The following is a 16,911-nucleotide window of genomic DNA, read 5'->3' as shown; positions in this document are numbered from 1 at the left end:
TCGACGTCCCCACCGGCGCACGTGAACGCGACGATCGCGTCCGGTCCGGAACGTACCGAGAACTGAAAGGTGTTCGCATGGCTACACGAAGCAAGGCGACCACGGCCCCCGACGAGGCCGTGACCGACGACACGGCCGTCGAGGCCGAGACCACGGCTCCTCCCGCCAAGAAGGCGCCGGCCAAGAGGGCTCCCGCCAAGAAGGCGGCGACGAAGGCTCCGGCCAAGACCGCCGCAGCCAAGAAGGCCGCCGCAGCCGAACCCGCCGACGACGAGGTCGACGCCGAGGCCGCAGTCGACCCGGCTGCCGCCGACGACGCGGACGGCGAGGGCGCCAAGCCCGTCCCCGAGATCCTCCCCACCGGCGCGCTCGTCATCTCTCAGGACGACGACGACGAGATGCCCGTCTACTCGACGACGATCACGGGTGCGACGGCCGACCCCGTCAAGGACTACCTGAAGCAGATCGGCAAGGTCGCCCTGTTGAACGCGGCCGAAGAGGTCGAGCTCGCCATGCGGATCGAGGCGGGTCTCTTCGCCGACGACAAGCTCGCGAACAGCACCGGCCTGAGCCGCGAGCTCGAGCGTGAGCTGCGCTGGGTGTCGCGCGACGGTCAGCGGGCCAAGAGCCACCTGCTCGGTGCCAACCTCCGACTCGTGGTCAGCCTCGCCAAGCGTTACACGGGCCGTGGCATGCAGTTCCTCGACCTGATCCAAGAGGGAAACCTCGGCCTGATCCGCGCCGTCGAGAAGTTCGACTACACCAAGGGCTTCAAGTTCTCCACCTACGCCACCTGGTGGATCCGTCAGGCCATCACGCGGGCCATGGCGGACCAGGCTCGCACCATCCGCATCCCGGTGCACATGGTCGAGGTCATCAACAAGCTCGCCCGTGTCCAGCGTCAGATGCTGCAAGACCTGGGACGCGAGCCCACGCCCGAAGAGCTGTCGCGTGAACTCGACATGACGCCCGAGAAGGTCGTCGAGGTCCAGAAGTACGGCCGCGAGCCCATCTCGCTCCACACGCCCCTGGGTGAGGACGGCGACAGCGAGTTCGGCGACCTCATCGAGGACACCGAGGCCGTCGTGCCGGCCGACGCCGTCGGGTTCACGATGCTGCAGAAACAGCTCGAATCGCTGCTCGACAGCCTGTCCGAGCGCGAGGCCGGTGTCATCCGCATGCGCTTCGGGCTCGGTGACGGCATGCCGAAGACCCTCGACCAGATCGGTGACACGTTCGGCGTGACGCGCGAGCGCATCCGCCAGATCGAGTCCAAGACGATGGCGAAACTCCGCCACCCGTCGCGTTCACAGTCGCTCCGCGACTACCTCGAGTAGGCCCGTGCGTTACCTGGTCCCCGTGCTGGCCGGCCGTCTCGTCCGGGCGGTCGCCCGGTTGCGTGGTGGCGGGTCGGCGTACCCGGGGCAGACGGTCCTGAAGCTCGCGCCCGACTTCCTCACCCATGTGTCGTCCCAGTTCGATCGCGGCGTCGTGTTCGTGCTCGGGTCGAACGGCAAGTCGACGACCACGATGATGCTCACCGAGACGCTTCGTGCCCACGGGTTGAAGGTGTTCACGAACCCCACGGGTGCCAACCTCCCGCAGGGCATCGCGTCGGCCTTCCTCCGTGAGGTGACGCCCTTCGGTCGCGTCCGTGACGACATCGGCGTGATCGAGGTCGACGAGGCCTTCGCGGTCGAGTTGACGAAGTCCCTGCACCCCTCCACGGTCCTCATGCTCAACGTGCAGGTCGACCAGTTGTACCGGTTCTTCGAGACCGAGCGGGTCGGCACGATGATGACCGACACCGCCGCCGAGGCGACGGTCGCGGTCGTCACGAACCGCGACGACCAGCACCTCGGCCCCTACCAGCCGGTCGGTCGCCAGACGGTGACCCGGTTCGGCGCCTCGTCCGAGGTCGTCTCCGCGTCGCCCAACGGCCTGCAGAACGCGCACGACTTCAGCCGTGAGGCCGACTCCTCGTTGACCGCGGAGACCGAGGTGACCGCGCTCACGGGCACGGGTGCCACCATCACGGTCTCGGGCACTCCGATCGACGTCCGGCTGCCGGCCCGTGGTCTCCACTACGCGGTCGACGCGGCAGCGGCGCTCCAGACGGCCTCGGTCGTCCTGGGGCACCCGGTCGACCCGGCCGCCGTCCGGCGGGCGTTCGAGAGCATGAAGCCGGCCTACGGCCGTGGTGAGCGCATGTCCCTCGGCGCCGACGAAGCCGAGTTCATCATGTTCAAGAACGCGGCGAGCCTCCAGATGAACCTCGACGCACTCCCGCAGGGCGTCGAGCAGGTCATGTTGGCCATCGACGAGGGCACGCCCGACATCTCGTGGATCTACGACATCGACTTCTCGCACCTCGACCACGTCGACGTCCTCGCCGGCGCTAAGGCCTGGCAGTTGGCCTTGAGGCTCGAGCACGAGGGCATCCCGGTCCACGTGATCGAAGAAGACATCTCGAAGGCCATCCGTCTGATGCGAGCCCTTCCGTCCCCGAGCGACAAGACGAAGCACTTCGTGACGAACTACGAGCAGATGATGCTGGCCCGTCGCATCCTCGGCCACCCCGACCTGGAGAAGACCGCGTGAGCGACGACGTCCTCCGAATCGTCCACCTCTACCCGGAAGAGCTCGGTGTGAGCGGCGATCGGGGCAACGTGACGTCGCTCTCGGTGCGCGCGCACCGAGCCGGGATCGACAGCCGCGTGCTCGAGTACCGCGTGGGCGACGACGTGCCGACCGTCGCCGACGTGGTCGTCGTGGGGCACGGCCCCCTGTCCGGCGTGCGAGCCGTCGCCGCCGACGCTCGCCGCCTCGCGCCGGCGCTCGAGTCGTTCGCGGCGTCCGGTGTGCCGGTCGTGGCGGTGGGGGGCGGTCTCGAGCTCCTCAGTCGGGGCGTCGAGGACGTCGACGGGGCGACGGTCGAGGGAGTCGGTTTCTTCGACGCCGTGGTCCGCCGCGGGGCTCCGCGACGGACGAACTACCTGCAGGTGACGACCGACTACCAGGGCGACGAGGTCACCCTGTTCGGTTTCGAGGATCATGCCGCGCATCTCGAACTCGGCGTGGACGCGGAGCCCTTCGGGACCGTCGTCCACGGAGGCGGGAACGGTGACGGGCGCGAGGGCGTCCGACGCGGGGTCTCCTTCGGCACGCAGCTGAAGGGCCCGGTCCTGCCGCTCAACCCCGCCCTCGCCGACCGGGTGCTCCGCGTCGCCCTGAGCCGCCGGATGATCTCCTACTCGGCAGGCCCCGGGCACGCGAAGCTCGACGAGTACGCCGCCGCGTCGCAGAAGGTCATCGCCGACAACCTCGAGCGTTCGTTCAAGGCCATGTGACGACGTCGGTCCGCAGACACGACCAAGGCCCCGCATCGATCGGATGCGGGGCCTTCGTCGTACCGCCGGCCCGGGCTGTGGTCCGGGGAGGCGCGGCGTCTCAGTGGGCGAGGAGCTTCGAACTCTCGTCGAGCCACTCGATGGCGGTGGGCTGCAGCTTCTCCTTGAACTTCGCGCCGTGGTGGGCGCAGAAGAGCAGTTCGCCGGTGGCCATGGTCGCGCGGATGTAGGCCTGGGCTCCGCAGCTGTCGCAGCGGTCCGCGGCGCTCAACTGGTAACGGGAGCCGAGCTCGTCGACGGCGGTCTGGTCGGTGGCCATCTGAGTCATGTGATGCTCCTCCTGACGGTGGTGCGGTGGGTGAGACACTCATCAAAACACGCCGACGTCGGTATCGCGTGCCATCGGCACCGGATTTCGCTCATCGCGTAGCGGCGAGGGGCCGGTCGAGTGTCGGGACTGCCGTGTCGGCGGCCCTCGGTAGGCTGTAACGCGGTCACCGCCTCCCCGCATTCCCGTCGTCGAGAGATGGCGGCGGGCCCCTCAGGAGAACAATGCCCCCCACCTCGTCCGCCCCCGCCTCCGACTACTCGGCTCGGCACCTCTCGGTGCTCGAAGGCCTCGAGGCCGTGCGCAAACGCCCCGGCATGTACATCGGGTCGACCGACTCCCGGGGCCTGATGCACTGTCTGTGGGAGATCATCGACAACTCGGTCGACGAGGCCCTGGGCGGGCACGGCGACACCATCGACGTCGTGCTGCACCCCGACGACAGCGTCGAGGTCCGCGACAGCGGACGCGGGGTGCCCGTCGACATCGAACCCAAGACGGGTCTGAGCGGTGTCGAGGTCGTGTTCACGAAGCTGCACGCCGGCGGAAAGTTCGGCGGCGGGTCCTACACGTCGTCCGGCGGCCTCCACGGCGTCGGCGCCTCCGTCGTCAACGCACTGTCCGAGAGGCTCGACGTCGAGGTCGACCGGGGCGGCAAGACGTACGCCATGTCGTTCCGACGCGGTGAACCCGGCACCTTCGAGGACGTCGACGAACCCACCCCCGATTCACCGTTCACTCCCTTCGTGTCCGGCAGCGTCCTCCGAGAAGTGGGCAAGACCAAGCGCGGCGTCACCGGCACGCGGGTGCGTTACTGGGCCGATCGCCAGATCTTCACCCGAGGGGCCTCGTTCCAGACGGACGAACTGTCGGCGAGGGCCCGGCAGACGGCCTTCCTCATCCCGGGGCTGACGCTGACCCTGCGCGACGAACGCGTGGGTTCGCTCACGGACGGCGGCTTCCCCCTCGAGAGCACCTTCCGCTTCGACGGAGGCATCAGCGAATACGTCGAGTTCCTCGCCCCCGACACCGCCGTGACCGACACGTGGCGTCTGACCGGGTCGGGCACCTACACCGAGACGGTGCCCGTGCTCACCGACGGTGGTGCCATGATCGCCACCGAACTCGAACGGCAGTGCGACGTCGACATCGCCTTGCGCTGGGGCGGAGGGTACGAGACGGTCTTCCGCAGCTACGTCAACATCATCGCGACGCCGAAGGGCGGATCGCACCAGACCGGCTTCGAGGCCGGGCTGCTCAAGTTCGTGCGGCAGCAGGTCGAGGTCAACGCCCGTCGCCTCAAGGTGGGCACCGACAAGATCGAGAAGGACGACGTCCTGGCCGGTCTGACGGCGGTCCTCACGGTGCGCCTGCCCGAGCCACAATTCGAGGGCCAGACGAAAGAGATCCTGGGCACGCCGGCCGTCCGCGCCATCGTCGCGAACGTCGTGGCGAACGAGCTGGGCGCGTTGTTCACGTCGACCCGGCGAGAAGACAAGGCGCAGACCGCCCTCGTGCTCGACAAGGTCGTCGCCGAGATGAAGACCCGCATCGCCGCACGGGCGCACAAAGAGACCCAGCGTCGCAAGAACGCACTGGAGAACTCGACCCTGCCGGCCAAACTGGTCGACTGCCGGTCGAACGACGTGGCGAACAGCGAGCTGTTCATCGTCGAAGGGGACTCCGCGCTGGGCACGGCCAAGGTCGCCCGGAACAGCGAGTTCCAGGCACTCCTGCCCATCCGCGGCAAGATCCTCAACGTGCAGAAGGCCTCGGTCAGCGACATGCTCTCGAACCTCGAGTGCGCCTCCATCATCCAGGTGCTGGGAGCCGGGTCAGGACGGTCCTTCGATCTCGAGGCGGCCCGCTACGGCAAGGTCATCATCATGAGCGACGCCGACGTGGACGGTGCTCACATCCGGACGCTGCTGCTGACGCTGTTCTTCCGGTACATGAGACCGATGATCGAAGCCGGTCGCGTCTTCGCGGCAGTCCCCCCTCTGCACCGAGTGGTCGTGATGCACCCCGGCAGCAAGCCGAACGAGACGATCTACACGTACTCCGAGAAAGAGCTGCACGGTGTCCTCGCAGGGCTCAAACGCACGAACAAGAAGTTCCAGGACCCCATCCAGCGGTACAAGGGACTCGGCGAGATGGACGCCGAACAGCTCCGCACCACGACGATGGAACGCCAGAACCGCATGCTGCGGCGCGTCAAGGTCGACGACGCCGAGAACGCCGCCCGCGTCTTCGAACTGCTGATGGGCAACGACGTGGCTCCTCGCAAGGAGTTCATCATCGACGGCGCCGGTCTCAGCCGGGACCGCATCGACGTCTGAGACCTGAGCAGGCCGTCACCGAGAACGAGGACGCCCTGTCTCGACGTCCAGGACGCCGTCTCGGTCGGTCCGTCGAGGGGTCACTCGTCCGGTTCGGCACCCGCCTCGAGGCCGGTGGCCGAATCGGCGATGTGAGCCACCGAGGCGCCGACCGAGCCCACGGGCGCGTCCAGGGGCGTGCCCGATCCGTCACGGCGTGAGAGCTCGGCGGGCAGAGTGCGGACCGAACCGTCCGGCCCGACCGCCTGAGCGGGAGCCGGGCCGACCCAGGCCAGCGACAGGGCGTCCTCGCCCTTCAGCAACGAGTGGGACCGGACGCCGCCCGTGGCACGCCCCTTTCCCGGGTACTCGTCGAACGCGCTGAGCTTGGCACGTCCGGGGTCGGTGCCGGCGATCGTCGAGCTGCTCGACGAGACCGTCGCGACGACGGCCTCGCGACCCGCGGGCACGGCACCGAAGAAGATCACGGTCGCGTCGTCCGGAAGGTTGATGCCGGCCACCCCGCCACCCGCGGGCCCCTGCGGCCGGACCGCGGAGGCGGTGAACCGGAGCAACTGCGTGGCGGACGTGACGAAGACGAGTTCGTCCTCGTCGACCCCTTGGGCGACGCCGACGACCTGGTCGCCCTTCTTCAGCGTGATGACCGGGAAGTCGGGTCGGGCGGGGTACTGGCCGGTCGCGACCCGTTTGACGACCCCGCGGGCCGTGCCGAGCGCGATGCTCCGGTCGGCGGTCAGCGAGACGAGCCCGAGCACGCGCTCCTTCTTGTCGACCACGCCGATGTAGTCCCGGATGGGAACCCCCGCACCCAGCTGGACGGACGTGGGCGGCACGGACGGGAGGTCGACGGGGGTGAACCGGACGAGGCGGCCGAGGTTCGTCACGGCGCCGATCTCGGTCCGCGTCGTCGTGTCGATCGACGAGAGGACGGCATCGTGCTTCGTGCGTCGGGTCGGGGGAGTGGGGGCAGCGGAGTCGGGGTCGAGGTGGTCCACCCGCAGGACGCGGCCCGTCGTCGAGAGGAACACCCGGGTCGGGGTGTCGGCGATCTCGAGCACCGGGGCCGACCTGCTGCCGCGACCGGTCGTCGCGACGCTCGCCTTGGCCTCCGTGAGCAGGGTCCGACGCGGCGTGCCGAACTGCTCGGCGATCTCACCGAGCTCGCTCGAGACGAGGGCCCGGAGGCGGGCGGGGTCGGCCAGCAGGTCCTTGAGGTCGGCGATGGCCGCGAGCAGCTCGTCGCGCTCGGCTTCGAGTTCGATGCGGCTGAACTTGGTGAGACGGCGCAGCTGCAGGTCGAGGATGTACTCGGCCTGGATCTCGCTGAGGTCGAAGACCTCGCGCAGGCGTGCCCGGGCGGCAGGCGTGTCGTCGCTCGTCCGGATCACCTGGATGACCTCGTCGATGTCGAGGATGGCGACGAGGAGGCCCTCGACGAGATGGAGGCGGTCCTCTTTCTTGGCCAGCCGGTAGCGGCTGCGACGCGTGACGACCGAGAGGCGGTGCGCGACGTAGACCTCGAGCATCTCCTTCAGGCCGAGGGTCCGCGGCTGCCCCTCGACCAGGGCGACGTTGTTGATGCTGAAGCCGTCTTCGAGCGGGGTGTAGCGATAGAGCTGCTCGAGGACCGCCTCGGGGCTGAAACCCGTCTTGATGCCGATCACGAGACGGAGACCGTGCTTGTGGTCGGTCAGGTCGGTGACGTCCGTGATGCCGGTGAGCTTCTTCGCCTGCACCCCGTCCTTGATCTTCTCGATCACCTTCTCGGGCCCCACGAGGTACGGCAGCTCGGTGACCACGAGACCGTTCTTCCGTGCGGTGATGCTCTCGACGCCGACCCGCGCCCGGGTCTTGAAGCTGCCCCGACCCGTGGCGTAGGCGTCGCGGACCCCGGCCAGCCCGGCGATCGTGCCGCCGGTCGGCAGGTCGGGACCCGGCACGAACGCCATCAGGTCGTCCAGGCTGGCGTCGGGGTGGTCGATCAGGTGCCGGGCGGCACCGACGACCTCGACGAGGTTGTGGGGCGCCATGTTGGTCGCCATGCCCACCGCGATGCCGCTCGCACCGTTCACGAGCAGGTTCGGGAAGGCCGCCGGAAGCACCTCGGGCTGCATCAACTGGTTGTCGTAGTTGGGGACGAAGTCGACGACGTCCTCGCCGAGTCCCTGGGTCATGGCCAACGACGCCTCGGCGAGACGAGCCTCGGTGTACCGCGGTGCGGCGGGCCCGTCGTCGAGCGAGCCGAAGTTGCCGTGCCCGTCGATGAGCGGCACCCGCATGGTGAAGGGTTGCGCCTGACGGACCATGGCGTCGTAGATCGCGGTGTCGCCGTGCGGGTGGAGCTTGCCCATGACCTCACCGACGACGCGCGCGCTCTTGACGTGGCCCCGGTCGGGCCGGAGGCCCATCTCGGACATCTGGTAGAGGATGCGACGCTGGACGGGCTTGAGGCCGTCCCGGGCGTCGGGCAGCGCTCGGGAGTAGATGACCGAGTACGCGTACTCGAGGAACGACCCCTGCATCTCGAGCGAGACGTCGATGTCCTCGATGCGTTCGCCGTGGTCGGAGCTGCTCGTGTTCTCGGTGGTGGTCATGCACTTCTCACGGATCGGGGTGGACGGGGCACCCGATCGTCGCTGTGCCAGACTGGGGCCGGTGTCCTCCATCGTACCGGCGCGCCCCAGAGGGGCCGTGAGCCTGGCCGACGTGGTGCCCTCGAGTCTCGCGTCCCTGCGGGGCGAGCCGAACGCGCTCCGCCTGCCCGCCGCGCGGGCCGCGGTGGTCGTCCTGGTGGACGGTCTCGGCCAGGCGGCCCTCGGCGCCCGTCGGGGCCACGCCCGGACGTTGTCGGGGGTTAAAGGCAGCCTGTGGTCCGGGTGGCCCACGACCACCGCCGCGGCGCTCACGACGCTGACGACCGGGGCGCTCCCCGGCGAGCACGGCCTCGTCGGCTACTCGGCCCTCGACCCCGAGAACGATCGAGTGGTGAAGCAGCTCTCGGGGTGGGACGATCGCATGCGGCCCGACGAGTGGCAGCGGCGTCCCACGTTGTTCGAGACGGCCACCGACGTGGAGTCCCACGCCGTCGGCCCCAAGCGCTACCGCTCGTCCGGCCTGACCGAGGCCATCCTGCGGGGCGCCACCTACGACGTGGCGGAGAGCGTGGCCGACCGCTTCGAGACCGCGGCGACGCTCGTCGACTCGACCCGCGCCTCCTTGGTGTACCTCTACGTCCCCGAGCTCGACATGATCGCTCACCGTGCCGGCTGGGAATCGGACGAATGGATCGACGCCCTCGAAGGCGTCGACGGCGAGGTCCGGAGGCTGGAGGCCTCGGTCGCGCCCGACGTCGGGGTGATCGTCACGGCCGACCACGGCATCGTCGACGTGGCCGAACGGAAGCGCATCGTCTTCGGGGGCATGCCCGCCCTGGTCGACGGGGTGAGGCACGTGGCGGGGGAGCCCCGCTGCCTGCAACTGCACCTCGAGCCCGATGCCGACGAGGGCCGCCGGGATGCGGTGCTCGACGCGTGGCGAGCAGCCGAAGGCGACCGAGCCTGGGTGTTGTCCCGGTCGGAGGCCGTCGACGCCGGTTGGTTCGGGGCCGTGGACCCGGCGGTCCTGCCCCGCATCGGCGACGTGATCGTCGCCGCCCGGCGGGGCGTCGCCTACTACGACGGACGAGATCGCGGTGGTGCTCCGGGAACCATGGTCGGTCACCACGGATCGTGGTCCGACGACGAGACGCTCGTGCCCCTGAGGACGTTCGGCGCCTACCGGCGGTGATCGTGGCCGCCGGGGCGGGCCGGTGAGGTCAGGCGGGGTCGTCGTCCGTGCGCGCTCCGAAGACGATCTCGTCCCAGCTCGGCATCGAGGTGCGCCCCCGCGCCTTCTTCGTCGACTGGGCCGCGCTGGGCATCTCGCGTCGTCCAGCGCGTCCCCGGCTGCCCCGGATGCCCGTGGGCTGGACCGGTGCGTCGCCCGCCGGGGCGTCACCTCGGGTCGACCGGTCGGGCAGCACGGGGGTGGGTTTGGTGGCCCCTTCGGGCAGGTCGAAGTCGTCCAGGGGGACGTCGATCACGCGGATCGCCCCGGTGGCCTGGTGGTCCGGGCGTCCGTCGTCGTCGGAGAACCGGGCGGCCTCGCGTTCTCCGCGGCGGCGTCGCAGCGCCTCGAGGAGGTCCGCGGTCTGGTCGTGCCCGCTCTCGTCGTCGGGTGCCCGGTTGGCGGCGGCGAAGGAGGCGGTGCTGCGGACGCCGGGACGCAACCGGTCGGTCGCGGTCTCGGCCGGCAGTTCGACCGCGTCGGCCTGCTCGACCAGGAAGGCACCGCTGTCGAAACGGCCCGAGGTGTCGTCGTGGCGCGGCTCGCGGGAGACGGCCCGGAGACGAGGGACGAGTGGACCGACGTCCTCGCCGTGCTGCGAGAGACGGTGGGCGTCGCCGCCGAGGGGGGCGAGGACCGACTTCTTCGGGTCGAAGCGCCACGTCGCGTCGCGCTCGACCTCGTGCGTGACGAAGGCCAGGTGGACAACCCAGCCGTGCTCGGCGTCCTTGTAGGCGCTCCAGTCGCGCTGCGAGGTCTCGGCACCGTCCAGTCGCTCGTCGATGACGGCTCCGAAGGTGGTCGCCTGCACACCGGACGCCGCGTCGTCGTCGACGGACACCGGGACGGCCCTGGCGCTCTCGAGCACGAAGGCGCGCTCGGCGAGGACCGGCCCTTCGAACCGGTGCACGTAGTCGAGGTCGGCGCCGGTCAGGTCGGACACCTGCTGAGGGGTCTTGCCAGCCCGGACCAGGGCCTGGATCTCACGGGGCGGTGCCTTCCGTTCGACCGGGGCGTCACCGGGGCTGGCCGCCCTCAGCTGGGAGTGGAGGGTGTGGGTGACGGGAAGGCGGTACTCGCCACCGGCGTCGGTGGCGACGAGCAGAGCTCCGCTCTGGACGCCTATGACCCTGAGATCCTGCATTTTCCACGCCTTTCACCGTCGTGATCCGGTGCCAAGAGTCGCACGTCGGCGGCCGTTCTCACGGGAATACGACGGGCGTGCCGTCAGTTCTCCCGAGGCGGCTGAAAGGCCGTGGGAACTGGTTTGCTATTCGACAACGAGTGATGCAAACTGCACCCGCCGAATCGGGCACACGAATCACCGAAGAACTGGATGGGCATGGCCACCGACTACGACGCACCTCGCAAGAACGACGACGACGGCTCGGAGTCGATCGAGGGGCTCAAAGAGAGGGTCCCCGACAAGATGACCGGCGTCGTCGACGACGACGCCGACAACCCGGGCTCGTTCGAGCTCGCCGGGCAGGACCTCTCGGACCTCGACCTCGACGTCGTCGTCCTCCCCCCGCAGGTCGACGAGTTCACCTGTGTCGAGTGCTTCCTGGTCAAGCACCGTTCGCAGCTCGACCACGAGACCAAGCTGGGCGCTATCTGCCGGGAGTGCGCCGCCTGAGCGCCTCCAACCGTCGCACGACCTCGTCGGGTCGACGGGTCGACACCAACCAGTAGGGCGCCGGGTCGTCGAGGTCCGTCAAAGAGATCTTGACCACCGGTCGCACCCACCCCCGGAAGAGGGTCCAGGCTCGCGCGTCGAGCCGGGGCCCTCTTTCTCGTGTCGCATCGGCGCCGGTGAACCCCTCGGCGTCACCGATCTCGTGGGCGAACAGACGGGCCCGCCCCGCGGTGAAGCCCTCGTCGTCGATCGTCAGCACGGGCGAGGTCAGGACGAGCAGGACGACGGCGGCCGCGTAGAACACGACGGCCATCACCACGCCGACCGTCGAGTTGATCGGCAGGAAGACCAGGAGGGTGGCGGGGACGAGGAGCGCGCAGGCCACGAAGACGGAGAGCGGCGGGAGCAGGCGCTCACGGTAGGGGTTCATGACGTCCATTCGACCAGACTTCTGCACTACCCTCGACACGTGATCCAGACCCTCGACGTCCTCATCGCCGCCGAGGCGATGTCGGTGCCCGTGTATTCCCACCCGGGCGACGCCGGCGCCGACCTGGTCTCGACCGAGGACCTCGTGCTGAGGCCCGGCCACCGCGCCCTGGTCGGCACGGGCGTCTCCATCGCCCTTCCCGAGGGTTTCGCCGCGTTCGTCATGCCCCGCAGCGGCCTCGCCGCCAAGCACGGCATCACCGTCGTGAACGCCCCGGGCACCGTCGACGCGGGGTACCGCGGAGAGATCAAGGTCTCGCTGCTCAACACCGACCTCGAGGCCGAGCACCACGTCGCCGTCGGTGACAAGATCGCCCAGCTCGTCATCATGCCGGTCGTCCGCGCGACCTTCGTCCCCGTCGCGACGCTCCCCGAGAGCGTCCGAGGGGTCGAAGGTCACGGATCCACCGGATACGCACACAACCCAGGAGGCACCGCGTGAGGAAGTCCAAACGCCGCGAGCAAGAACTGGCCGCAGTCGAGATCGACGTCGAGTCGGCCGACGTCGCCGACGTCGAGATCGACATCGAGTCCCTCGACGACGCCGAGGTCGAGGTGTTCGACGACTCCAAGTCGGCACCCGCGGACCGCTCCGAGGTGGGCCCGCTGGACGAGACCGAGGCCAACCCCGTCCGCCCGTACGTCGATCTCGGTGGCGTCAAGATCCTGCCCCGCGAAGGGCTCCACCTCCGACTCGAAGTCGAAGAGGGAAGCAAGAGGGTCGTCGCCGTCGGCCTCGACTTCGCCAAGTCGACGCTGCAGGTGCAGCCGTTCGCGGCGCCCCGCACGACGGGACTCTGGAACGAGATCCGAGGTCAGATCAGCGAGCAGATCGAGAAGCAGGGCGGCACGACGGCCGAGGTCGAGGGGCCCTTCGGTCCTGAGGTCCGCGCCGAGATCCCGGTGATGGGCGGTGACCCCGGCACGACCCGGCGAGCACGCTTCATCGGCGTCGACGGGCCCCGCTGGTTCCTCCGCGGCGTGATCGCGGGCGACGCGGCTCACGAAGGCGACGCTGCCGAGAAGATCGAAGAACTCTTCCGCAGCATCGTCGTGGTCCGCGGGACGACCCCGATGCCTCCGCGCGAGCTGATCCCGCTGTCGATGCCGAAGGCCGGCCCGACCGACGCCCCGGGCACCACGCCCTCGGTCGTCTGACCCGACGTGTCCGCGTCCGACGACCGGCCCGATCCGGCTGATCCGTCGCCGCTCGACGACCCCCGGGTGTCGCTCGCGGCCCAGTTGCAAGCCGCCGCCCGACGGGCCGGCATCGGCCAGGTGGCCCCCGGCGAGGTCCCGACGGCGTCGGCGCTGCTCACCGCCATCGGCGGGGTGCGGGGGCTCGTCGAGTCCATCGTCCCCGGGCTCGGCTTCGTGGTCGTCTACACGATCACGCAGGACGTCGTCCCGTCGGTCCTCATCCCGCTGGTCCTGGCCGTGGCGTTCGTCGTCGCACGCGCGGTCCAGCGCGGTCCGGTCGCCCAGGCCCTCGCGGGCGTCTTCGGCATCGCCCTCTCCGCGGGGATCGCCTTGCTCTCCGGCCGTGCCGAGAACAACTTCGTGCCCGGCCTCCTGATCAACGCCGCGTCGCTCGCCGCGATGCTCGTCAGCATCGCCGTGCGCTGGCCGCTCATCGGCATCGTGGTCGGACTCCTCACGAACGACGGCACGGGCTGGCGGGGGGACCGGGCGAAACGACGCGTCCTCGTCCTGGCCACCTGGTTGTGGGCCGGACTGTTCGCCGCCCGCCTCGCCGTTCAGGTGCCGCTGTGGCTGGCCGGGGACGTCGCTCTCCTCGGGACGCTCAAGCTCGTCATGGGCGTGCCCCTCTACGCGGGGTTGCTCTGGGTGACCTGGCTCCTCGTGCGGACGGTCTACCGCGGACGCGAGGCGGCGGACGACGCGCGGGGCCCGTCGGCCTGACCCGCGCCTCCTGGTGCTATGTTTTGTCTCGACATCGAGACAAATCGCTGGGATCGGCCCCGGGGACACCCCGCGGACTTAGGCTGACCTCGCTGGTGGGCGTCGCGCGCACCGGCCAAGATGAGGGCGTAGTCAGCAAGGGAGACGGCACGTGTCTGCAATCAACAGTTTCGGCTCGAAGAACACCCTCACGGTCGGGTCCACCGACTACGAGGTCTACCGCATCGACGCGGTCGAGGGTTCTTCGACGCTTCCGTTCAGCCTCAAGGTCCTGCTCGAGAACCTGCTCCGCACCGAGGACGGTGCGAACGTCACGGGTGACCAGATCCGGGCACTCGGCTCGTGGCAGCCCACCGCCGAGCCCGACACCGAGATCCAGTTCACGCCGGCGCGCGTGGTCATGCAGGACTTCACGGGGGTGCCCTGCATCGTCGACCTCGCCACCATGCGAGAGGCCGTCGCCGAGCTCGGCGGAGACCCGACCAAGATCAACCCGCTGGCACCGGCAGAGCTCGTCATCGACCACTCGGTCATCGCGGACCTCTTCGGCTCCGAGAACGCGCTCGAACGCAACGTCGAGATCGAGTACGAGCGCAACGGCGAGCGGTACCAGTTCCTCCGCTGGGGGCAGACGGCCTTCGACGACTTCAAGGTCGTCCCGCCGGGCACCGGCATCGTCCACCAGGTCAACATCGAGTACCTGGCGCGGGTCACCTACAGCCGCGAGGTCGGCGGAGTGCTGCAGGCGTACCCCGACACCCTCGTCGGCACCGACTCGCACACGACGATGGTCAACGGCCTGGGCGTGCTCGGCTGGGGCGTCGGGGGCATCGAGGCCGAGGCCGCGATGCTCGGTCAGCCCGTGTCGATGTTGATCCCCAAGGTCGTCGGCTTCAAGCTCTCCGGCTCGATCCCGACCGGCGTGACGGCGACCGACGTGGTGCTCACCATCACGCAGCAGCTGCGCCGGCACGGCGTCGTCGGCAAGTTCGTCGAGTTCTACGGCGAAGGCGTCGCCGAGGTGCCCCTGGCGAACCGGGCGACCATCGGCAACATGAGCCCCGAGTTCGGTTCGACGGCGGCGATCTTCCCGATCGACGACGTGACCCTCGACTACCTGCGTCTGACCGGACGCTCCGAGGAGCAGATCGACCTCGTCGAGCAGTACTCCAAGCTGCAGGGCCTGTGGCACGACCCGTCGACCGAACCCGTCTTCAGCGAGTACCTCGAGCTCGACCTCGGGACGGTCGTCCCGTCCATCGCCGGGCCGAAGCGCCCGCAGGACCGCATCGAACTCACCGAGGCCAAGTCGCAGTTCGAGGTCGACCTCGAGAACTACGCCACGACCGACCACTCGCACGTCGACGCCGCGGTCGAGGGGACGTTCCCGGCCTCCGACCCGATCGGCTTCACGGCCGAGGACGACGACGACGCCCAGCCGCACTCGATCTCGCACACGTCGCACGCACCGGCCAAGGTCTCCAAGCCCACCTCCGTGGCGCTCGGCGACGGCTCGACCTTCACGCTCGACCACGGCGCCGTGGCCATCGCGGCCATCACGTCGTGCACGAACACGTCGAACCCCTCCGTCATGCTCGCCGCGGGCCTGCTCGCCCGCAACGCCAGCAAGAAGGGGCTCAAGGCCAAGCCGTGGGTCAAGACGACCCTCGCGCCCGGGTCGAAGGTCGTCACGGACTACTACGAGAAGGCCGGCCTGACCACCTATCTCGAGGACCTCGGTTTCTACACCGTCGGCTACGGCTGCACGACCTGCATCGGCAACTCGGGCCCGCTGCTCGACGAGATCTCCACGGCGGTGCAGGACAACGACCTCGCCGTCACGGCCGTCCTGTCGGGCAACCGCAACTTCGAGGGTCGCATCAACCCCGACGTCAAGATGAACTACCTCGCCAGCCCGCCGCTGGTCATCGCGTACGCCCTCGCCGGGTCGATGAACTTCGACTTCGAGAACGACGCCCTGGGCACCGCCGACGACGGCTCCGACGTCTACCTCCGCGACATCTGGCCCGACGCGGCCGAGGTGCAGCAGACGATCGACTCGTCCATCGACACAGGGATGTTCACCCACGAGTACGCCGGGGTGTTCGACGGCGACGAGCGCTGGCGCTCCCTGCCGACCCCGACGGGCGCCACCTTCGAGTGGGACTCCGAGTCGACCTACGTGCGCAAACCTCCGTACTTCGAGGGCATGACGATCGAGACCACGCCGGTGACCGACATCCAGGGCGCCCGCGTGCTGGCCAAGCTCGGCGACTCGGTCACGACCGACCACATCAGCCCCGCCGGGTCGATCAAGGTCGACAGCCCGGCCGGCCACTACCTCGACGAGCACGGCGTGGACCGCAAGGACTTCAACTCGTACGGGTCCCGTCGCGGCAACCACGAGGTCATGATCCGGGGCACGTTCGCGAACATCCGTCTCAAGAACCAGCTGCTGGACGGGGTCGAGGGTGGCTACACCCGCGACTTCACCCAGGCCGAGGGGCCGCAGTCGTTCATCTACGACGCCAGTGCCCGCTACCAGGAGCAGGGCACGCCCCTGGTCATCCTGGGCGGCAAGGAGTACGGCTCGGGCTCGTCCCGGGACTGGGCCGCGAAGGGCACGAGCCTGCTCGGGGTCAAGGCGGTCATCACCGAGAGCTTCGAACGCATCCACCGATCGAACCTGATCGGCATGGGAGTGGTTCCCCTGCAGTTCCCGCAGGGCGAGAGCTGGGAGTCGCTCGGTCTCGACGGCACGGAGCAGATCGACATCGTCGGCATCGAGCAGCTCAACGAGGGCACGACGCCGAAGACGGTCCACGTCACGGCGACCCCCACCACCCATTCGCCCGCGGGCAAGCAGCCGGTCGAGTTCGACGCCGTCGTGCGCATCGACACCCCCGGCGAGGCCGACTACTACCGCAACGGTGGCATCCTGCAGTACGTCCTGCGCAGCCTGGTCTGAGCGACGGACCCCGCAGTGACCAGGCCCCCGGACGATCGCCCGCGTCGTCCGGG

The 16,911-nt window shown here is 69.3% G+C and carries 14 protein-coding genes; 10 read left to right on the top strand and 4 right to left on the bottom strand.

Annotation, left to right across the window (positions count from 1 at the left end; genetic code table 11):
• Nucleotides 1-77: 77 nt before the first annotated feature.
• Genes ACIOSR_RS01500 through ACIOSR_RS01490 form a run of 3 tightly spaced genes read left to right on the top strand, consistent with a single transcriptional unit; the run spans nt 78 to nt 3,350 of the window.
• Complete coding sequence (locus tag ACIOSR_RS01500; protein WP_056047486.1) at nt 78-1,337, top strand: RNA polymerase sigma factor; 1,260 nt, start codon at nt 78-80, stop codon at nt 1,335-1,337.
• 4 nt (nt 1,338-1,341) lie between these two features.
• Nucleotides 1,342-2,601 carry a MurT ligase domain-containing protein gene (locus tag ACIOSR_RS01495; RefSeq protein WP_285063517.1) on the top strand — a complete coding sequence of 420 codons (1,260 nt, stop codon included), beginning with the start codon at nt 1,342-1,344 and terminating at the stop codon, nt 2,599-2,601.
• A complete protein-coding gene (locus ACIOSR_RS01490; protein ID WP_402751669.1) occupies nt 2,598-3,350 on the top strand; it encodes a hypothetical protein in 753 nt (250 codons plus the stop codon). Before ACIOSR_RS01495 ends, ACIOSR_RS01490 begins: the two co-directional genes overlap by 4 nt.
• A 100-nt stretch (nt 3,351-3,450) precedes the next feature.
• Here the strand turns inward: ACIOSR_RS01490 and ACIOSR_RS01485 are convergent, their stop codons facing one another.
• Nucleotides 3,451-3,678: a hypothetical protein gene (locus ACIOSR_RS01485; protein WP_043592677.1), complete on the bottom strand. Its 228-nt coding sequence runs from the start codon at nt 3,676-3,678 to the stop codon at nt 3,451-3,453.
• 224 nt (nt 3,679-3,902) lie between these two features.
• Here ACIOSR_RS01485 and ACIOSR_RS01480 point away from each other — a divergent pair, with 224 nt between their 5' ends.
• Nucleotides 3,903-6,017: a type IIA DNA topoisomerase subunit B gene (locus ACIOSR_RS01480; protein WP_402751668.1), complete on the top strand. Its 2,115-nt coding sequence runs from the start codon at nt 3,903-3,905 to the stop codon at nt 6,015-6,017.
• Nucleotides 6,018-6,097: 80 nt separating this feature from the next.
• Here the strand turns inward: ACIOSR_RS01480 and ACIOSR_RS01475 are convergent, their stop codons facing one another.
• A complete protein-coding gene (locus tag ACIOSR_RS01475; RefSeq protein WP_402751667.1) occupies nt 6,098-8,611 on the bottom strand; it encodes a DNA topoisomerase (ATP-hydrolyzing) subunit A in 2,514 nt (837 codons plus the stop codon).
• Between the two features lie 61 nt (nt 8,612-8,672).
• On the opposite strand from ACIOSR_RS01475, the gene ACIOSR_RS01470 reads away from it, so the two are divergent.
• The gene (locus ACIOSR_RS01470) at nt 8,673-9,803 is read left to right on the top strand and encodes an alkaline phosphatase family protein (RefSeq protein WP_402751666.1); all 1,131 of its coding nucleotides are present in this window, start codon (nt 8,673-8,675) and stop codon (nt 9,801-9,803) included.
• A gap of 28 nt (nt 9,804-9,831) precedes the next feature.
• On the opposite strand, the gene sepH is transcribed toward ACIOSR_RS01470, so the two are convergent.
• Nucleotides 9,832-10,986 (bottom strand): septation protein SepH, encoded by a 1,155-nt coding sequence (gene sepH / locus ACIOSR_RS01465; protein WP_192123590.1) that lies wholly within the window; start codon nt 10,984-10,986, stop codon nt 9,832-9,834.
• Nucleotides 10,987-11,184: 198 nt separating this feature from the next.
• Between sepH and ACIOSR_RS01460 the strand changes: the two genes are divergently transcribed.
• Nucleotides 11,185-11,478, top strand: coding sequence for a DUF4193 domain-containing protein (locus ACIOSR_RS01460; RefSeq protein ID WP_043592858.1), 294 nt, complete (start codon nt 11,185-11,187; stop codon nt 11,476-11,478).
• On the opposite strand, the gene ACIOSR_RS01455 is transcribed toward ACIOSR_RS01460, so the two are convergent.
• Nucleotides 11,453-11,917, bottom strand: coding sequence for a DUF3093 domain-containing protein (locus ACIOSR_RS01455; protein ID WP_402751665.1), 465 nt, complete (start codon nt 11,915-11,917; stop codon nt 11,453-11,455). The genes ACIOSR_RS01460 and ACIOSR_RS01455 overlap by 26 nt on opposite strands.
• Before the next feature lie 30 nt (nt 11,918-11,947).
• Here ACIOSR_RS01455 and dut point away from each other — a divergent pair, with 30 nt between their 5' ends.
• The 4 genes from dut to acnA all read left to right on the top strand — a co-directional run bounded on the left by dut (nt 11,948) and on the right by acnA (nt 16,858).
• Nucleotides 11,948-12,409, top strand: coding sequence for a dUTP diphosphatase (dut, locus tag ACIOSR_RS01450; RefSeq protein WP_402751664.1), 462 nt, complete (start codon nt 11,948-11,950; stop codon nt 12,407-12,409).
• 77 nt (nt 12,410-12,486) lie between these two features.
• Nucleotides 12,487-13,125 carry a DUF3710 domain-containing protein gene (locus ACIOSR_RS01445; protein WP_123570779.1) on the top strand — a complete coding sequence of 213 codons (639 nt, stop codon included), beginning with the start codon at nt 12,487-12,489 and terminating at the stop codon, nt 13,123-13,125.
• A gap of 6 nt (nt 13,126-13,131) precedes the next feature.
• A complete protein-coding gene (locus ACIOSR_RS01440; protein WP_056045452.1) occupies nt 13,132-13,890 on the top strand; it encodes a DUF3159 domain-containing protein in 759 nt (252 codons plus the stop codon).
• 151 nt (nt 13,891-14,041) lie between these two features.
• Nucleotides 14,042-16,858 carry an aconitate hydratase AcnA gene (gene acnA, locus ACIOSR_RS01435; RefSeq protein WP_159826519.1) on the top strand — a complete coding sequence of 939 codons (2,817 nt, stop codon included), beginning with the start codon at nt 14,042-14,044 and terminating at the stop codon, nt 16,856-16,858.
• The last annotated feature ends 53 nt before the right edge of the window (nt 16,859-16,911 follow it).

The sequence above is a fragment of the Frigoribacterium sp. NPDC087798 genome (genome assembly GCF_044742985.1).
GTDB lineage: Bacteria > Actinomycetota > Actinomycetes > Actinomycetales > Microbacteriaceae > Frigoribacterium.
The sequence above is the reverse complement of the archived record's forward strand: the minus strand, read 5'-3'. Positions and strand labels throughout refer to the sequence as shown.